The organism is Mycobacterium pinniadriaticum (assembly GCF_026242045.1).
Lineage (GTDB): Bacteria > Actinomycetota > Actinomycetes > Mycobacteriales > Mycobacteriaceae > Mycobacterium > Mycobacterium pinniadriaticum.
This window is the reverse complement of record NZ_JAPJDO010000004.1, coordinates 285,510-302,162: the sequence shown is the minus strand read 5'-3', so window position 1 is coordinate 302,162 and position 16,653 is coordinate 285,510. Positions and strand designations below refer to the sequence as shown.

Sequence of the window (16,653 nt, the reverse complement as noted above, 5' to 3'; positions counted from 1 at the left end):
GAACAGGGTGTCTAACCAGCGGTAGGTTGGCTTACATGGCCCGATCCACAGCCGGCCTGCGGATGGGCGCAGGGGTGGCGGCAGCCGCCGTCGCGCTCGGTGTGGTCCAGCTGACCGCCGCCTTCTTCTCCCCCGCCGCCGATGCCCGCACCGCGGTGGGCACCGCGGTCATCAACGTGACGCCAGGGCCGGTCAAGGAATGGGCGATCCAAACCTTCGGCACCGCCGACAAACTGTTCCTCTCGGTCGCCGTGATCGCGGTGATCGGGGCGCTGGCCGCCGTCGCCGCCATCTGGGAACGCTCGCGTATTCCGGTGGGCACCGTGGCGATCCTGGCCGCCGCGCTGGTGGGCAGCATCGCGGTGCTGGCCCGCCCCGGTGCCCGACCGATCGACATCATCCCCACCCTGCTCGGCGCGGTGTGCGGTATCGCGGTGCTGCGGCTGCTCACCTCGGGCCGGATCGCCGATGACCGGACCGCAGAGACCCGGACCGCTAACCAGGCGGGGGCCGCCGATGTCGATCCGGGACGGCGGCTGTCACTGGTGACGCTGGGATTCGCCGGGCTCGGGCTGCTCAGCGGTGTCGCCGGGGCGGTGATCAGTCGCCGGCTGAACTCGGTGTCCGGCGACCGGGAGAACTTCGCCCTGCCGTCAGCCCCGCCGCCGTCACCGATTCCGGCCGACGTCACGCCTCCCGGCGCCGGACTGCCCAGCTTCATCACCCCGAATCCCGACTTCTACCGCATCGACACCGCACTGAGCGTGCCGCAGCTCTCCCGTGCGGAATTCCGGCTGCGCGTCCATGGCATGGTCGACCGCGAAGTCACCTACACCTTCGACGACCTGAACAAGTTCGAGCCGATCACCAAGGTCGTCACGCTCACGTGCGTGTCCAATCCGGTCGGCGGCAACCTGATCTCCAACGCCGAATGGACCGGCTATCGGGTTAGGGACCTCTTGACGGCCAGCGGAATCCACCCGGACGCCGATATGGTGCTCTCGACCTCGGTGGACGGCTTCACCGCGGGCACGCCGGTGGAAGCGCTCACCGACGGGCGCGAGTCGATGCTGGCGATCGGGATGAACGGTGTGCCGCTGCCGGTGGAGCACGGCTACCCCGCCCGGCTGGTGGTGCCCGGGCTGTACGGCTACGTGTCGGCCACCAAGTGGGTGGTGGACCTGGAACTGACCCGCTTCGACCGGACCCAGGCCTACTGGACCAAGCTCGGCTGGGCGGAGCGGGGCCCGATCAAGACCGAGTCGCGGATCGACGTGCCCCGCAGCGGCCAGAAGGTCTCCAAGGGCGCGGTCACCTTCGGCGGCGTGGCATGGGCACAGAACCGAGGCGTCAAGGCGGTCGAGGTCCGAATCGACGACGGGCCGTGGCAGCAGGCCCGGTTGGGGGCGGCCTACTCCAACGACGCGTGGCGGCTGTGGAGCTTCCCCTGGACGGCCACCCAAGCCGGGTTCCACACCATCACGGCCCGCGCGACCGACAACACCGGCGCGGTGCAGACCGAAGAGCAGGCGCCCCCGGCACCCGACGGCGCCACGGGCTGGCCCTCGGTGTCCTTCGAGGTCGACTGAGAAAGCCACGCGCTGTCGGCGGGCCATGCCAACCTGGAGCCATGTTGCTTGGTGATGTCGCGGCGGCTTCGTCCGAGGTGACGGCGACGTCCTCACGGCTGGCCAAGGTGGCGCGAATCACCGAACTGCTCGTCGGGGTGGGCGACCCGCCACTGGTGGCCGTCGTCGTGTCGTGGCTGTCCGGCGAGTTGCCGCAACGCCAGATCGGGGTCGGCTGGGCGGCGCTGCGCACGTTGCCCGAACCGGGATCGAAACCCTCGCTGACGGTGGCGGCCGTAGACGCGACATTCACCGAGATCGGCGCCGTCGCGGGCAAGGGCTCGCAGGCCCGGCGCGCCGAGCTGCTCGCCGGTTTGTTCGGCGCGGCCACCGATGCCGAGCAGGTGTTCCTGCGCCGGCTGCTCGGCGGTGAACTACGCCAGGGCGCGCTGGCCGGGGTGATGGCCGATGCCGTGGCCAAGGCGGCCGGCCTGCCCGCAGCAGCCGTGCGCCGGGCCGCCATGCTCGGCGGCGACCTGTCCGCCGTGGCCGCCGCAGCGCTGGCCGGTGACACCGATTCCCTGAGCGAGTTCACGCTGACGGTGGGCCGGCCGGTCGGCCCGATGCTCGCCCAGACCGCGACCGGTGTCAGCGACGCCCTCGAACGCCTCGGCGGTGACGCGATCTTCGAGGCGAAGCTCGACGGCGCGCGGGTTCAGATCCACCGCAGCGGAAACGATGTCACCGTCTACACACGCAGCCTCGACGACGTGACGGCGCGGCTGCCCGAGGTGGTGGAGGCCGCGCTGGCGCTCCCGGTCACGGATCTGATCGCCGACGGGGAAGCCATCGCGCTGCGCCCCGACAACCGCCCGCACCGCTTCCAGGTCACCGCATCGCGATTCGGCCGGAGCGCCGACATCGCGGCAGCCCAGGCCGCACAGCCCCTTTCGGTGTTCTTCTTCGACATCCTGCACCTCGACGGTGTCGATCTCCTCGACGAGCCGACGCAAACCAGGGTCTCCGCGCTAGATGCGATAGTTCCCACCGAGCACCGCGTCGACCGGCTTGCCACCACTGATCCCGCTGCAGCACAACAGTTTCTGGACGTCACGCTGGCCGCCGGCCATGAGGGCGTGATGGCCAAATCTCCGACGTCCGCCTACGAGGCGGGGCGCCGCGGTGCGGGTTGGCTGAAGGTCAAGCCGGTGCACACCCTGGATCTCGTGGTATTGGCCGTCGAGTGGGGCTCGGGCCGGCGCACGGGCAAGCTGTCCAACATCCATCTCGGTGCGCTGGATCCGCAGACCGGTGACTTCGTGATGCTGGGCAAGACATTCAAGGGCATGACCGACGCCATGCTGGACTGGCAGACGGCCCGGTTCCGCGAACTCGCCACCGGGTCGCTGGACCAGCACGTGGTCCCCCTGCGTGCCGAGCAGGTCGTCGAGATCGCGTTCGACGGCGTGCAGGGCTCCAGCCGTTATCCCGCCGGCATGGCATTGCGCTTCGCCCGGGTGCTGCGCTACCGCGATGACAAGACCCCCGCCGAAGCCGACACCATCGACACGGTCCGGGCGTTCTACGAGCGCGCCGGGCAGTGACTACAGGCGCGCGAAGTCGGTTTTACCGCGCTCGAATTCGGCCAGCATATCGGCGGTCAACGTCGGCCTGATCTCACCGATCGATGTTAGGTAGTCCTCGGTGTTCGCGGGATATCCACGGCCGTCGAGCATTTCACGTTCGAATGCCGCCTGGGACCCCTTGCGGGCGGCGAACTCGATATCGGCCGGGGTGAAGAACTCGGAGGCGGCGACCAACCGGTCGATGTCGACGTGCACGCAGGCCTTGCCGAGGTAGCGCTGCCATACCGCCCGGCGGGCCGGCTGATCCGGTGGTCCGATCGGAATCACGTAGTCGAAACGGCCCGGCCGCAAGAAGGCCGAATCCAGGGAGTGCACGGCGTTGGTGGCGCACACCAGCAGCCGGCTGTCCTTCTGCCGGAATGCGGGAATCAGCTTGAGCAGTTCGTTGGTCACGCCGAGTTCGGCGGTGGTGGCACTTGATCGCGCGGTCGCGATCTCCTCCACCTCGTCGATGAACAGCACCACTTCGTCCAGCTCGGCCAGCTCGGCGAACGCCTCCCGAAGCGAGGCCGCCAGCCCACTGTTCCCGGTTGCCAACCGGGACGGGAACAGCTCGACGAAAGGCCAGCCGAGCCGCGACGAGATCGCCTTGGCGAAGCTGGTCTTACCGGTTCCCGGGGGCCCGAACAGGATCACCGCCTTGGGCGGTTGAACTCCGTAGCGCTCGGCAACCTCCGGATGCGCCAGCGGATCCACGATGCGCCGCTCGATGAGCTGTTTTTCCTGCTCCATGCCGGCCATGTCGCCAAACAGGCCGGGCGGCAGCAGTTGGCCGCCGAGTTCGTCGAGCAGATTGGCTTGATCGAGCCCGAGGTGCTCGAGCATTTCGTAGTAGACGAGCCCCTCTCGGCGGGTGTATCCGGAGTTCTCCATCGCCGCCGCGCCGGTCGCCCCCTCGGGCACCATGGCGCAGATCCGCCGCACCCCCTGTGACCGCAGCCGCCGCTCCAGGTCGCCGAGCAGCGCGCTGCCGATGCCCCGATAGCGCCACCGCGAACCGAGCGCGACCAGCAGTATCCAGGCCCGTTCGCCCTGGGTCTGCGCGACGGCCATGGCGACCACCTCATCACCCACTTCGGCCACCACAGCGGGCTGCCCGGCCCGCGCGGCCGCCATCACCTCGGCGACGGTGAACACCGGCTCGCCCGAGCCGGGCGCACGGCTTTGATCCCACACTTGGATGGCTTGGTCCAGATCTTCGTCGCGGTACTCGCGCAAGCGCCACGGTGGCATCGCTCACCTCCTCGGGTTGCCATCGAGGGTGCCGCGAAGACCCGGGGCCGGCGTCCCCCAACCGGGTGAATTCGGGATGGGGCCCGCCCGGGAAGAAAGCCCGTCGAAATCAGTCGTAATCCAGGACCGGGCGAATGCCCAGGTGGAAGGATCACGGCACCACCTGACACGCAAGCCTCGTCAAGGGAGAACCATTGTGGCTTCACCGACCGCCGCGCCGTCGGAACACATCGAGGAGACCAGGGGCGACGCCACCTACATCCGCACCGACAGGGACCTTCCGCCGGTCGCCATCATCGACCGCTCGCCGATCAGCACCCGGCACAAGCTGATCTTCGGGGCCGTCGCCGTCCTCGGCGCCATCGCCTGGGCGACCATCGCATTCTTCCGCGGTGAGACCGTCAACGCCGTCTGGTTCGTCATCGCCGCGATCTGCACCTACGTCATCGGATACCGGTTCTACGCCCGGCTGATCGAGATGAAGATCGTGCGGCCCCGCGACGAGTACGCCACCCCGGCAGAGATTTTCGAGAACGGCACCGACTACATGCCCACCGACCGGCGGGTGCTGTTCGGTCATCACTTCGCCGCCATCGCCGGAGCCGGCCCGCTCGTCGGCCCGGTGCTGGCGATGCAGATGGGCTACCTGCCCGGCACGATCTGGATCATCATCGGCGCGGTGTTCGCCGGCTGCGTCCAGGACTACCTGGTGCTGTCCATCTCCACCCGTCGGCGCGGCCGCTCGCTGGGGCAGATGGCCCGCGACGAACTCGGGTCCGTCGGCGGCATCGCGGCCATCGTCGCGGTGCTGGTCATCATGGTCATCCTGCTGGCGGTGCTGGCCATCGTCGTGGTCGGCGCCCTCGCCGAGAGTCCATGGGGCGTCTTTTCGATCGCGATGACCATTCCGATCGCGATCTTCATGGGGTTGTATCTGCGGTTCCTGCGGCCCGGCCGGGTCTCCGAGGTCTCCCTGATCGGTGTGGCCCTATTGCTGCTGGCCGTGGCCAGTGGCGGCTGGGTCGCCGGAACCGATTGGGGCGCAGATTGGTTCACTCTGTCCAAAGTCACGCTGTCGTGGTGCATCATCGTCTACGGCCTGGCCGCGTCGGTGCTTCCGGTGTGGTTCCTGCTGGCCCCGCGCGACTACCTGTCGACGTTCATGAAGGTCGGCACCATCGCGCTGCTGGCGCTCGGCATCCTGCTGGCCCGACCGATCATGGAGGCGCCGGCGATCTCGAAATTCGCCGAGAGCGGTTCGGGCCCGGTGTTCGCCGGCTCCCTGTTCCCGTTTCTGTTCATCACCATCGCGTGCGGCGCACTATCGGGCTTCCACGCGCTGATCTCGTCGGGTACCACGCCCAAGCTGCTGGAGAAGGAAAGCCAGATGCGGCTGATCGGCTACGGCGGCATGCTCACCGAGTCGTTCGTGGCGATCATGGCGCTGATCACCGCAGCGATCCTCAACCAGCATCTGTATTTCGCGATCAACGCGCCGGCGGCGCAGACCGGCGCGGCCGCCGAGTCCGCCGCCGAGTACGTCAACGGCCTGGGCCTGTCCGGCGCCCCGATGACCGGCGCTGAGATCACCGAGGCCGCGCACAGTGTCGGCGAGCACACGATCGTCTCCAGGACCGGCGGGGCGCCGACGTTGGCGTTCGGTATGTCCGAGGTGCTACATCAGGTGTTCGGCGGCGCCTCGCTCAAGGCGTTCTGGTACCACTTCGCGATCATGTTCGAGGCGTTGTTCATCCTGACCACCGTCGACGCCGGCACCCGGGTCGCCCGATTCATGTTGTCCGATTCCCTGGCCAACCTCGGCGGCCCGTTCAATCGGTTACACAACCCGAGCTGGCGGGTGGGGGCATGGATCTGCAGCGTGGTGGTGGTCGCCGGCTGGGGATCCATTCTGTTGATGGGTGTCACCGATCCACTCGGCGGGATCAACACGCTGTTTCCGCTGTTCGGCATCGCCAACCAGCTCCTGGCCGCGATCGCACTGATCGTGGTCACCGTCGTGGTGATCAAGAAAGGCCTGCTGAAGTGGGCCTGGATACCGGCGGTCCCACTGCTGTGGGATCTCACGGTCACGCTCACCGCATCGTGGCAGAAGATCTTCTCCGGGGATCCCAAGCTCGGCTACTGGACACAGCACTTCCAGTACCGCGCGGCCGCCGAAGCGGGCAAGACCGCCTTCGGCTCGGCCAAGAACGCCGATCAGCTGCACGCCGTCATTCGCAACACGTTCATCCAGGGCACGCTGTCGATCGTGTTCGCGGTCTTGGTGATCATCGTGTTCGCCGCCGGTGTGGTCATGTCGTTGCGGGCTATCCGCGGCAGCGGCCGCCCCCTCACCGAGGACACCCCGGTGCCGTCGAAGATCTTCGGACCGTCCAGCCTGATCGCGACATCCCTGGAGAAGGAGGTGCAAGAGCAATGGGACGCGCTACCACCGCCGCACGCCAAATCCGTTGGTACATTGGCGCATTGATGGGCGACACCCACTACCGTCGCTACCTCGAGCACCGGGCTCGCAGCCATCCCGGCGAGCCGGTGCTCACCGAGGCGCAGTACTGGCGGATGCGCCACCGTGAGGCGGACACCAACCCGACCGCCCGCTGCTGCTGACCAAGCGCCCAAACCGCCAAACCGCCAAACCGCCAAACCGCCGCGAAAGCTCGAGTGAGTTACCGCATTTCGTCGATCTCGACGACGCGGTGGCCGCCCCGGGGAAGATCGACACCAGCGCCTCCGCCGCCGTGGACTCACCTGCCCCCGGCGGCCCGGTGAGGCCGACCACAACGCGTCCCGCCCTCCCTCCGAGCAATGCGGTGACGTCGGCGACCACTAGACCAAGAGAATCTTCGCGGGCGTAACTGATGGCCAGCGGCCTCCGATACGTCGGGTAGGTCCGGGGAATGACGACTGCAGAACAGGACCTTTCATGAACCCATGTCGAAAGACACGCAGTCGGGGGATCATCCGGGCGGCCACCGCCGCCGTCGCTTCGCTCCTGGTGCTCGGCGCCCTCGTGGCCCGGCCGCCGACGGCCAACGCCGCCGAGGTCGAGTACCTCCGCGTGCCGTCACCGTCGATGGGACGTGACATCACCGTCCAATTCCAGGCCGGCGGCCCCAAGGCCGTGTATCTGCTTGACGGTCTGCGCGCGCAGGACGACCGCAGCGGCTGGGACATCAACACCGGCGCATTCTCCTGGTTCGACGGATCCGGGGTTTCCGTGGTGATGCCGGTCGGTGGCATGTCGAGCTTCTACACCGACTGGTACCGGCCCGCGACGGGCAATGGCAGCACCCAGACCTACAAGTGGGAGACCTTCCTGACCTCGGAGCTGCCGTCCTGGCTGTCGGCCAACAAGGGCGTCAGCCCCAGCGGCAACGCTGTGGTCGGGCTGTCGATGTCGGGCAGTGCCGCCCTGATCCTGGCCGCCTACCATCCCGGACAGTTCGTCTACGCCGGATCGCTGTCAGGCTTCCTGAACCTGTCGTCGCAGAGCTGGCCGTTGGCGGTCTCGATCGCGATGGCCGACGCCGGTGGCTTCAACGCCCTGGACATGTGGGGCGTCTTCGGCGGGCCGGCCTGGCGGCGCAACGACCCGATGCTGCACATCGGCCAGCTGGTGGCCAACAACACCCGTATCTGGGTCTACAGCGGCAACGGGAACCCGACCGACCTCGACGCCGGGCTGGGCAACGCCCAGCTACCGGCACAGTTCCTCGAGGGTCTGACCATTCGGACCAACCATGCTTTCGAGGGCCGCTACCAAGCCGCGGGTGGGCGCAATGGTGTGTTCAACTTCCCACCCAACGGCACCCACAGCTGGGGCTACTGGGGCGGCCAGCTTCAGGCGATGAAGCCCGACATCCAGCGGGTACTGGGCGCCGCGCCGACCGACTGACCCCGCGCAGACGAAAGGTCCGGTCCCTTCTGCAGGGACCGGACCTCTCCGGTGTCACGTGTTCGGGGCCGCCTCGCTGCGGCCAGCAACTCTGTTCCCCGGCTCTGGAAACGTCAAACCCCGCCGCGCAGAATCAATGCAGACGGCACCCGCAGCGGACACCTCCGAACCGGCGGGCTACGGTAACTTCTGAAAACAGCCGTGCGCAGATAAGGGGCAGTAGATGGACCTGTCGTGGTCGGCGAAGGATCTCGAGTTCCGCGACGAGGTTCGCGTGTTCCTCGACGAGAAGCTCACCCCGGAACTGCGGCAGGCGGGCCGGCTGATGACCAGCGTCTACGCCGACCACGAGGCCAGCATGGCGTGGCAGGCGATCCTGCACGAACGCGGCTGGGCCGCCCCCGCCTGGCCGGTGGAGCACGGCGGCTGCGACTGGACGCTGACCCAGCACTACATCTTCAGCCGCGAATCGACCTTGGCCGGAGCGCCGTCCCTGTCGCCGATGGGCATCCGGATGGTCGCCCACGCGATCATCGCCTACGGCACTGCCGAGCAGAAGGACTACTTCCTGCCGCGCATCCTCACCGGTGAGGTGTTCTTCTGCCAGGGCTACTCCGAACCCGAGGCGGGTTCGGACCTGGCCGCCCTGACGATGGCCGCCACCGACGACGGCGACGACCTGATCTGCACCGGGAGCAAGATCTGGACCACCCACGCCACCGAGGCCAACTGGATCTTCGCGCTCGTCCGTACGTCGCGGTCGGCCAAGAGGCAGCAAGGCATCACGTTCGTGCTCATCGACATGACCTCGCCGGGCATCGAGATCCGCCCACTGGTGATGACCTCTGGGGAGAGGGTGCAGAATCAGATCTTCTTCGACGCGGTCCGGGTACCGAAGGCGAACGTAATCGGCGAGATCGACGACGGCTGGACAGTGGCCAAGTACCTGCTGGAGTTCGAACGCGGCGGCGGCGCAACGGCACCCGCGCTGCAGGCGATGGCGACCGCCATCGCGAGCGAGGCGGCCGAACAGCCCGGCCCGGCCGGCGGAGCGCTGATCGACGATCCGGCATTCGCGGCCAAACTCGCCGATGTCCGCATCCGAGCCGAAGTGCTCGAGATTCTCGAATACCGGGTCCTGACAACGGTTGCCGAGGGCCGCAACCCCGGCGCCGCCTCGTCGATGTTGAAGATCCTGTCCACCGAGCTGTCACAGGCGATCACCGAACTCGCCATGGAGGCCGCCGGACCGCGTGGCCGGGCATACCAGCCGCACGCAACCCGGCCCGGCGGCCCGGTGTCGGACTTCGAGGCACCGGCGGACGGCTACGTCAGCGGGCAGCCCTGGCAAGCGGTGGCCGCGCTGCGCTACTTCAACGACCGGGCCGGCTCGATCTACGCGGGCAGCAACGAAATTCAGCGCAACATCCTCGCCAAAGCGACCCTGGGGCTGTAATGGACTTCAATCTGAACAAGGAACAAGAGCTCCTGCGCGAGGGGCTGGGCAAGTTCCTGGCCACCCGCTACGACCTCGAGAAGAGCCGCACTGCGGCCAAGGTAGGGCCGGGCTGGCAGCCTGAGATCTGGCGCGGCCTGGCCGACGAACTCGGCATCCTCGGTGCCGCGTTCCCGGAGTCGGTCGGAGGAATCGGCGGAGGCCCGGTCGAAATCATGGTGATCGCCGAGGAACTGGGCCGTGCGCTGGTGATCGAGCCGTTCATCGATACCGTCGTGGTCGCCGGTGGCTTGCTGCAACGATCCGACCACCCCGCCGCGTCGGCGTTGCTGGAGCGGATCGCCCAGGGCGGCGCCATCGTCGCGGTCGCGAGCACTGAACCCGACGGCGAGCACGCCGTATCGACCAGGGCGATCCGCGACCGCTCCGATTGGGTGCTCACCGGCGAGAAGATCGTCGTCACCGCCGCACCACTGGCCACCCACCTACTCATCACCGCGCGGACTTCGGGTGAAAAAGCTGATTCCCAAGGGATTTCACTGTTCCTCACCGAGTTCGACCCGTCCGCACCGCCGAAGGGTGTTCGGGTTCACGGTTACCGCACGATCGACGACCGGCGCGCCGCCGACCTGTCGATCACCCAACTGCGCCTGCCGGCCGACGCACAACTCACCGACGACGCGTCACCGTCACTGGCCCGGGCTCGCGACGAAGGTGCGGCCGCGGTGTGCGCCGAGGCGGTCGGGGCGATGCGCAAGGTGCTCGCCGACACCGTCGAATACTGCAAGCAGCGCCAGCAGTTCGGCCAGCCGATCGGCAATTTCCAGGTGCTGCAGCATCGGATGGTCGACATGTACATGGAGGTCGAGCAGTCCGTCGCCGCGGTCTACCTCGCGGTGCTGAACCTGCAGGCCGAGCCCGATACCCGGGCGCGCTCGGTGTCGGCGGCCAAGGCGACCGTCGGACGAGCCGCGCGATTCCTGGGGCAGAACGCCGTCCAGTTGCACGGCGGCATGGGCATGACCGAGGAACTGGCGATCGGCCACTACTTCAAGCGGCTCACTGCGCTGCAGTACGAGTTCGGCTCGACCGACTCCCACCGCGCACGGTACGCGAAACTGACTCGCCCTTAGGCATTTTCGGCTTGACGAGCGCGCTCCCGCATCGAGGCGATCACGCCGCCATCGTTGAGGATGTCGGTTCCGGTGAGGTAGCCGGCACGGTCGCTGGCGCAGAATGCGAACAGCTCGGCCATCTCCTCGGCCTTACCCCATCGGGGCACCGCGGCGTTGGCGACCATCGCCCCGGCTCCGGCGTCGGCTTCGAGCAGGCCCATCTCGGTGTCGACCGATCCCGGCGAGACCGAGACGATGCGCAGGCCCCGGCCGTTGAATCGTTCGGCCTGCGAGGAGCTGTACCACCGCACGAAGGTCTTGCTGATGCTGTAGGCCAGCCCGGAGCGCATCTCCTCCCCCGCGATGTCGCACGCCGCCAGCAGGTCGGCCAGGAACTGCTTCTCGTCGGTGAAGGCCAGGTCGAAACTCTTGGCTGGAACGAGTTCGTCGGGCAGCATGTGCGAGGCCATCGACGCCACGTTGACGATCGCGGATCCTTCGCCGTCCGCGGCGAAGAACACCTCGTTGACGTTGAGCGTGCCGATCGCATTGGTGCTCATCACATACTCGGCGCAGCCCATGCTGGGGCTGACCCCCGCGGTGTGGATGACCGAGGCGATGGAGCCGATTCCCGCTGCCGTCTCGAACAGCCGGGTGACCGCGTCACGGTCGGTGACGTCACAGTTGACCGCCGTCGCGGTGATCCCGAGATCAGCGAGTGCGGCCGACGCGGTGTCCAGGCGGTCCTGTCTGACGTCGCAGAGCACCAGCGCGTGATCTTGGCCGACGATCTTCGCCGTGGCCAGACCCATGCCACCTGCACCGCCCGTGATGATCGAAACCCGACTCATGCCCGGGACCATATCTGGGCGGTCCGCGCCGTCGGGCGAGGGGCCCGAAAGTGCGTGGGAAACCCGGTCATCACTGTCACCTACATTTGGGTATGTGACGCGGTGACGAAGGAGGGTGACACATGCTGAACACAATCACTGCCGCTGTCGTGCAGATCGCCGAGGGCATCGGCAATATCGTCGGCATCCGGCTCGGCACCGAGGAGCCCGCGTTCACCGTGGAGCGCGAAGTCGACGGGGTTCAGATTCGCCGGTATGGACCTCGTGTCGCCGCCGAGACGGCCATCGGAGCCGACGAGGAGTCGGCCCGCAACCAGGGGTTCCGGGTGCTGGCCCGCTATATCTTCGGCGCGAATTCCGGCAGCGCCAAAATCGCCATGACTGCTCCGGTGGCTCAGCAGCCCAGCGAGAAGATTGCGATGACCGCACCGGTCGCCACGCAACGCCAGCCGTCGGGCGAATGGGTCATCCGTTTCTTCATGCCCTCGAAGTACACGCTCGACACTCTGCCCACCCCCAACGACGACCGGGTTCGTCTGGTGGAAGTTCCCGAAGAGACGGTGGCGGTCCTCCGGTTCAGCGGGAGTATCGACCCCGGCGCAGTCGCCACTCGTACCACTCAGCTCTTGAAGGCTTTGCAGCGCAACGGCATCGAACCGATCGGTGAGCCGCTGGCCTGGTTCTACGATCCGCCGTGGACCGTGCCGTGCCGGCGGCGAAACGAAGTCGTGGTGGGCGTGGCCTGACGCTCCATGCGGTCTGGGGGGCCTGCCAGACCCGGCGGTCAGTCGCCATCGGATCCGCAATGCGGACCTCATCCGCATCTCCGCACCGTCGCGCCGGGAAACCCCGAACCCGCAGGTAAACAGCTGGCCACAAGGCGCGCATCAAGCCGGGCCGCGGTGTCACAATTCGGGTCGTGCCCTCCATCGCGACGCCATCGTGGCTTGCCCCCGGAATCCGGCCCTATCACGCACGATGGCTACGCGCCGACCTGCTGGCCGGGCTGAGCACCGGTGCGGTGGTCATCCCACTGGCCATGGCCTACGCGACCGTCGCGAACATGCCCGTCCAGATGGGCCTGTACACGTGCATCTTTCCGGTGGTGATGTACGCGTTCATCGGCGGTTCCCGCATCGCCAGCGTCACCACGTCCTCGACGGTCTCCACGCTGACCGCCTCCACGATGTTGGCCGGCGGCATCCTGATCGGCTCCACCGACCAGCGCGGCGATCTGGTGACCCTCACGTTGCTGGTGGGTCTGTTCTTGTTGTTCGCCAGGGTGTTTCGGCTCGGCATGCTGGTGGACAACATCAGCGATATGACCCTGATCGGCATCAAGGTCGCGGTGGGCCTGACCGTCATGGCAGCGCAGTTGCCCAAGTTGCTCGGGGTGGCACCCCACCCGCACACGACCGGTTTCTTCAAAGTGGCGTGGGCGGCGCTGTCCGACGTTCCCCGGGCCAGCCTGGTCACCGTGGCGGTATCGGCGGTCTGCCTGGCCGTGCTTTTCGTGCTGACCAGGTTCACCCCCCGCGTTCCGGGCCCGCTGGTGGTGATCACCATCGGCATCGCGGTGAGCGCCGCCGTGACGTTCCCCGCCCACGGTGTGGCTCTCATCCCGACGGTGCCCTCGGGATTTCCGACACCCGAGTTGCCACATCTCGATCGGCACATCGTGTCGTTGATCCCCGGCGCCCTCGCGATCGCGGTGATGGCGTTCCTGGAGAGCATCGCGGTGGCACGCACCTCGCGACGGAGCGAGGACCCCCGTATCGAACCCGACCGCGAACTGCTGGGGCTCGGTGTCGCCTCGGTCGCGGGGGCGTTCTTCTACTCCTTGCCACCGGCGGGCGGCTTCGCGCAAACCTCGGTGAACCTGCGATCCGGTGCGCGCACTCAAGTCAGCGGTCTGGTGATGATGGTGCTGGCCGTCCTCGTCGCGTTCTTCGTCGCCCCGATCCTGAGCCTGCTGCCCCAGGCGGTCCTCGGAGCGGTCGTCGTCATCGCGGTCACCCGCCTCGTCGACATCGGCGGGCTGCGTCGGCTCTACCGCTTGAACCCCCGCGAATGCTTCGGCGCCCTTGGCGTCTCGCTGATCGGACTGGCGTTCGGGCTCATCCCCGCCGTGGCGGTCGCTGTGGCGGTGACCCTGCTGGTGGTACTGCATGTGGTGAACTCCCCGCACGTCGTCCAAGTCGTGCGCCACGACACCGGCGCGTGGATCGAACGGCCGGAGAAAGCCGAGCTGATTCCCGCCGACCCGTTGGTGCTGAGGTGCCTCGTCCCGCTCTATGCCGCCAACGTGCGGCCCAACATCGCCGCCATCCGGGATGCCGCGCTGGGTGCGGAGACCACGCCCACGACGGTGGTGCTGGACCTGGTCCGGCAGACCGTTCTGGAATCGACGGTGTTGCACCTGCTGGTCGATCTGGACCTCGAACTGTCCGGCGCCGGGGTACGGCTGATGGTCAGTGCCCTACCCGAACGCGCGCTGCGGACGGTCCAGCGCACCGCGTGGTGGCATGAGGTCGAGGCGGACGGACGCTATCACCCCGACCTCGACGCGGCGGTCGACGCGGTCAGCCGCTACTGACCCACTGGTGCCGGGGTGGTCGTATCCGCAGCCGGCGGCACGGCCGACGTTCCGACCGGTCCCGATGGGCTTGCTGACATGCCGGGCGGTGGTGTGGCGCCGGCGTCCAGCGGACGCTGTGTCAGCAGCAGCAACGCGTCGCTGCCCGATACATCCTGGGTGCGGACGGCGTGCAACAGGTCACGCAGGTAGCTCAGCCGGCCCTGCGGCGGGGTATCGGCGGTGGTGCCCGGGGGCAGGTTGTCGGGACTGGACAGGTGCTGGACCGGGGCCGGCGCCGCTGACGGGCCGGTCGCTGCCGCTGACGGGCCGGCCGGTGCCACCGACGGGTCAATCGGCGCCACCGGGGTATCGGTGGCTACTGCGGGCAGCGCCGGATCAACCGGATCGGCCGCGGCCGGGGCCGCCAGAACCGCCCCCGCGACGCCCAGCGCGCCGAGTCCCAGGCAGCCGCGACGCGCCCATGTGTGGGTGCGAACTGATGCGCTCGTCGTGATCTTCACGGTGGTGTCCTCCGCGGGTCCCGCAGGGCGGCGTCCCCGCACCATAACCGGCCGGCGAACGCCCTGTACCGGTGTTTTCGGCACCGAACTCAATTTGTTACACCCGTCACTCCGGCCACGGCAGTATCAGCCCACCCGACGTGCTCAGCCATACCTGCCGCCGGGCTTGAAACGCGGCTTGTGGCGAGGTAGAAATTCTTTGCCCGCAGAACCTGGGATGGCGATGGGTTCTGCCATCACGGCCTTCCCGACATCCCGACCCATGCGGCATTTCGGACATGCTTGACAAGAGAAGAGTTGTTGGGGGCGAGGGGTGTCGATGTTTGCGGATGAGGTTCCGACAACGCCGGACGGGGACGGCGACGGCGACGGCGACGGCGACGGCGACGGCGACGAGGCCACCATGCGCCCAGAGCAGGTCGGCTGGTTTAGGTTCTACTTCGACGACGAACACTGGGAGTGGTCCGCCGAGGTGCAGGCCATGCACGGCTACGAGCCCGGGACGGTATCGCCCACTACGGAACTGGTGCTGTCACACAAGCATCCGGATGACTATCAGCAGGTCGCCACGACACTCGACGACGTCCGCCGACAACATCAGGCGTTCAGCACCCGGCACCGCATCATCGACACCGCCGGGCGGATTCATCACGTGATCGTGGTCGCTGACAAGCTGCAGGACGAGTCGGGCGAAGTGATCGGCACCCACGGCTTCTACGTCGACGTCAGCCCCGCCGAAGACCGCCAGCAGAAACAGCTCAGTGCGGCCATCGCCGAGATCGCCGAGCACCGCGCAATCATCGAACAGGCCAAGGGCATGTTGATGGTGGTCTACGGCATCGACTCGGCGGCCGCTTTCGACCTGCTGCGCTGGCGTTCCCAGGAGGCCAACGTCAAACTCCGGCTCCTCGCCGGTCGGGTGGTCGCCGACTTCGTCGGCCTCGCCCAATCCGGCACCGTCCCACCGCGATCGGCCTACGACAACGTGCTGCTGACCGCCGACCAGCGGATCGGAAGCACTCATGACACCGAACCCCGCTGAGCGTCTGGTCGCTGCGGCGACGATAACGGTCGCGATCGTCGTGGCGGCACCGGCCCGAGCCGTCCCGGGCAGCGACGTTCCGCCGGTCAGCCCGCAGGCGGCCGCGGCCGGCTTCGTCGATGTTCGGACCGTGGTTCCCGACGCGATCATCGACCTGCGTTACGCGACACCGCACAATTTCGTCGGCATCCCGCTCTATCCCGCCGACGCACGCTGCCTCGTGCACGAGTCGATGGCTCCCGGCCTGGCGAAGGCCGCCGACGAACTGCGAACACAAGGCGACCAGCTGGTGTTCTGGGACTGCTACCGACCACACGGTGTCCAGGTCCGGATGTTCGACGTCGTCTCCAACCCGGCATGGGTGGCCAAGCCCGGACCGTACGCACGCAGCCACGAGGCGGGACGATCGGTCGACGTCACCATCGCCGAGAACGGCCGGCCGGTCGACACGGGCACCGATTTCGACGACTTCTCCGCCCGCGCCCACGCGTACGCCACCGACGGAGTCAGCGCCGCCGCCCAGGCCAACCGCGCCCGACTGCGCACCGCGATGGCCGACGGTGGCCTGGCGGTCTACTCCGGCGAGTGGTGGCATTTCGACGGGCCCGGGGCCGGGATCCAGCGTCCGGTCCTCGACGTGCCCGTCAACTGAGCCGACGCGAGACCGTTCCGGCGTTTACGACAGCCTGAGTCGCAACCGTCGTGAAGGAACGTGGCCCCGCCATCC

Annotated in this window: 14 protein-coding genes; 11 read left to right on the top strand and 3 right to left on the bottom strand. The window is 67.8% G+C overall.

Features of this window, described 5'->3' with window-relative positions; genetic code table 11:
* Nucleotides 1-35: 35 nt before the first annotated feature.
* Both ORI27_RS07435 and ORI27_RS07430 read left to right on the top strand, forming a co-directional pair.
* Nucleotides 36-1,589, top strand: a complete 1,554-nt coding sequence (locus ORI27_RS07435; RefSeq protein ID WP_265995698.1) for a molybdopterin-dependent oxidoreductase — start codon at nt 36-38, stop codon at nt 1,587-1,589.
* Between the two features lie 41 nt (nt 1,590-1,630).
* The gene (locus ORI27_RS07430; protein WP_265995699.1) at nt 1,631-3,172 is read left to right on the top strand and encodes an ATP-dependent DNA ligase; all 1,542 of its coding nucleotides are present in this window, start codon (nt 1,631-1,633) and stop codon (nt 3,170-3,172) included.
* On the opposite strand, the gene ORI27_RS07425 is transcribed toward ORI27_RS07430, so the two are convergent.
* On the bottom strand, nt 3,173-4,447 hold the full coding sequence (locus ORI27_RS07425) for an ATP-binding protein (RefSeq protein ID WP_265995700.1): 1,275 nt from the start codon (nt 4,445-4,447) through the stop codon (nt 3,173-3,175).
* A gap of 196 nt (nt 4,448-4,643) precedes the next feature.
* Here ORI27_RS07425 and ORI27_RS07420 point away from each other — a divergent pair, with 196 nt between their 5' ends.
* From ORI27_RS07420 to ORI27_RS07400, 5 genes are all read left to right on the top strand, one after another.
* Nucleotides 4,644-6,938 carry a carbon starvation CstA family protein gene (locus ORI27_RS07420; RefSeq protein ID WP_265995701.1) on the top strand — a complete coding sequence of 765 codons (2,295 nt, stop codon included), beginning with the start codon at nt 4,644-4,646 and terminating at the stop codon, nt 6,936-6,938.
* Nucleotides 6,938-7,075 carry a YbdD/YjiX family protein gene (locus ORI27_RS07415; RefSeq protein WP_265995702.1) on the top strand — a complete coding sequence of 46 codons (138 nt, stop codon included), beginning with the start codon at nt 6,938-6,940 and terminating at the stop codon, nt 7,073-7,075. The genes ORI27_RS07420 and ORI27_RS07415 overlap by 1 nt, the downstream gene beginning before the upstream one ends.
* A 316-nt stretch (nt 7,076-7,391) precedes the next feature.
* On the top strand, nt 7,392-8,363 hold the full coding sequence (locus tag ORI27_RS07410; RefSeq protein ID WP_265995703.1) for an esterase family protein: 972 nt from the start codon (nt 7,392-7,394) through the stop codon (nt 8,361-8,363).
* A 223-nt stretch (nt 8,364-8,586) separates the two neighbouring features.
* Nucleotides 8,587-9,819: an acyl-CoA dehydrogenase family protein gene (locus ORI27_RS07405; RefSeq protein WP_265995704.1), complete on the top strand. Its 1,233-nt coding sequence runs from the start codon at nt 8,587-8,589 to the stop codon at nt 9,817-9,819.
* Entirely contained in the window at nt 9,819-10,952 is a 1,134-nt protein-coding gene (locus tag ORI27_RS07400) for an acyl-CoA dehydrogenase family protein (protein WP_265995705.1), read from the top strand. Before ORI27_RS07405 ends, ORI27_RS07400 begins: the two co-directional genes overlap by 1 nt.
* Here ORI27_RS07400 and ORI27_RS07395 read toward each other — a convergent pair.
* On the bottom strand, nt 10,949-11,785 hold the full coding sequence (locus ORI27_RS07395; RefSeq protein ID WP_265995706.1) for an SDR family oxidoreductase: 837 nt from the start codon (nt 11,783-11,785) through the stop codon (nt 10,949-10,951). The two genes, ORI27_RS07400 and ORI27_RS07395, sit on opposite strands and share 4 nt — an antisense overlap.
* Before the next feature lie 122 nt (nt 11,786-11,907).
* Between ORI27_RS07395 and ORI27_RS07390 the strand changes: the two genes are divergently transcribed.
* Both ORI27_RS07390 and ORI27_RS07385 read left to right on the top strand, forming a co-directional pair.
* Nucleotides 11,908-12,531: an SOUL family heme-binding protein gene (locus ORI27_RS07390; protein ID WP_265995708.1), complete on the top strand. Its 624-nt coding sequence runs from the start codon at nt 11,908-11,910 to the stop codon at nt 12,529-12,531.
* Between the two features lie 173 nt (nt 12,532-12,704).
* Nucleotides 12,705-14,381, top strand: coding sequence for a SulP family inorganic anion transporter (locus ORI27_RS07385; RefSeq protein WP_265995710.1), 1,677 nt, complete (start codon nt 12,705-12,707; stop codon nt 14,379-14,381).
* On the opposite strand, the gene ORI27_RS07380 is transcribed toward ORI27_RS07385, so the two are convergent.
* Complete coding sequence (locus ORI27_RS07380; RefSeq protein WP_265995712.1) at nt 14,375-14,884, bottom strand: hypothetical protein; 510 nt, start codon at nt 14,882-14,884, stop codon at nt 14,375-14,377. The two genes, ORI27_RS07385 and ORI27_RS07380, sit on opposite strands and share 7 nt — an antisense overlap.
* Nucleotides 14,885-15,287: 403 nt before the next feature.
* Here ORI27_RS07380 and ORI27_RS07375 point away from each other — a divergent pair, with 403 nt between their 5' ends.
* Nucleotides 15,288-15,926, top strand: coding sequence for a PAS and ANTAR domain-containing protein (locus tag ORI27_RS07375; RefSeq protein ID WP_265996041.1), 639 nt, complete (start codon nt 15,288-15,290; stop codon nt 15,924-15,926).
* A complete protein-coding gene (locus tag ORI27_RS07370) occupies nt 15,907-16,578 on the top strand; it encodes a M15 family metallopeptidase (RefSeq protein WP_265995714.1) in 672 nt (223 codons plus the stop codon). The genes ORI27_RS07375 and ORI27_RS07370 overlap by 20 nt, the downstream gene beginning before the upstream one ends.
* The last annotated feature ends 75 nt before the right edge of the window (nt 16,579-16,653 follow it).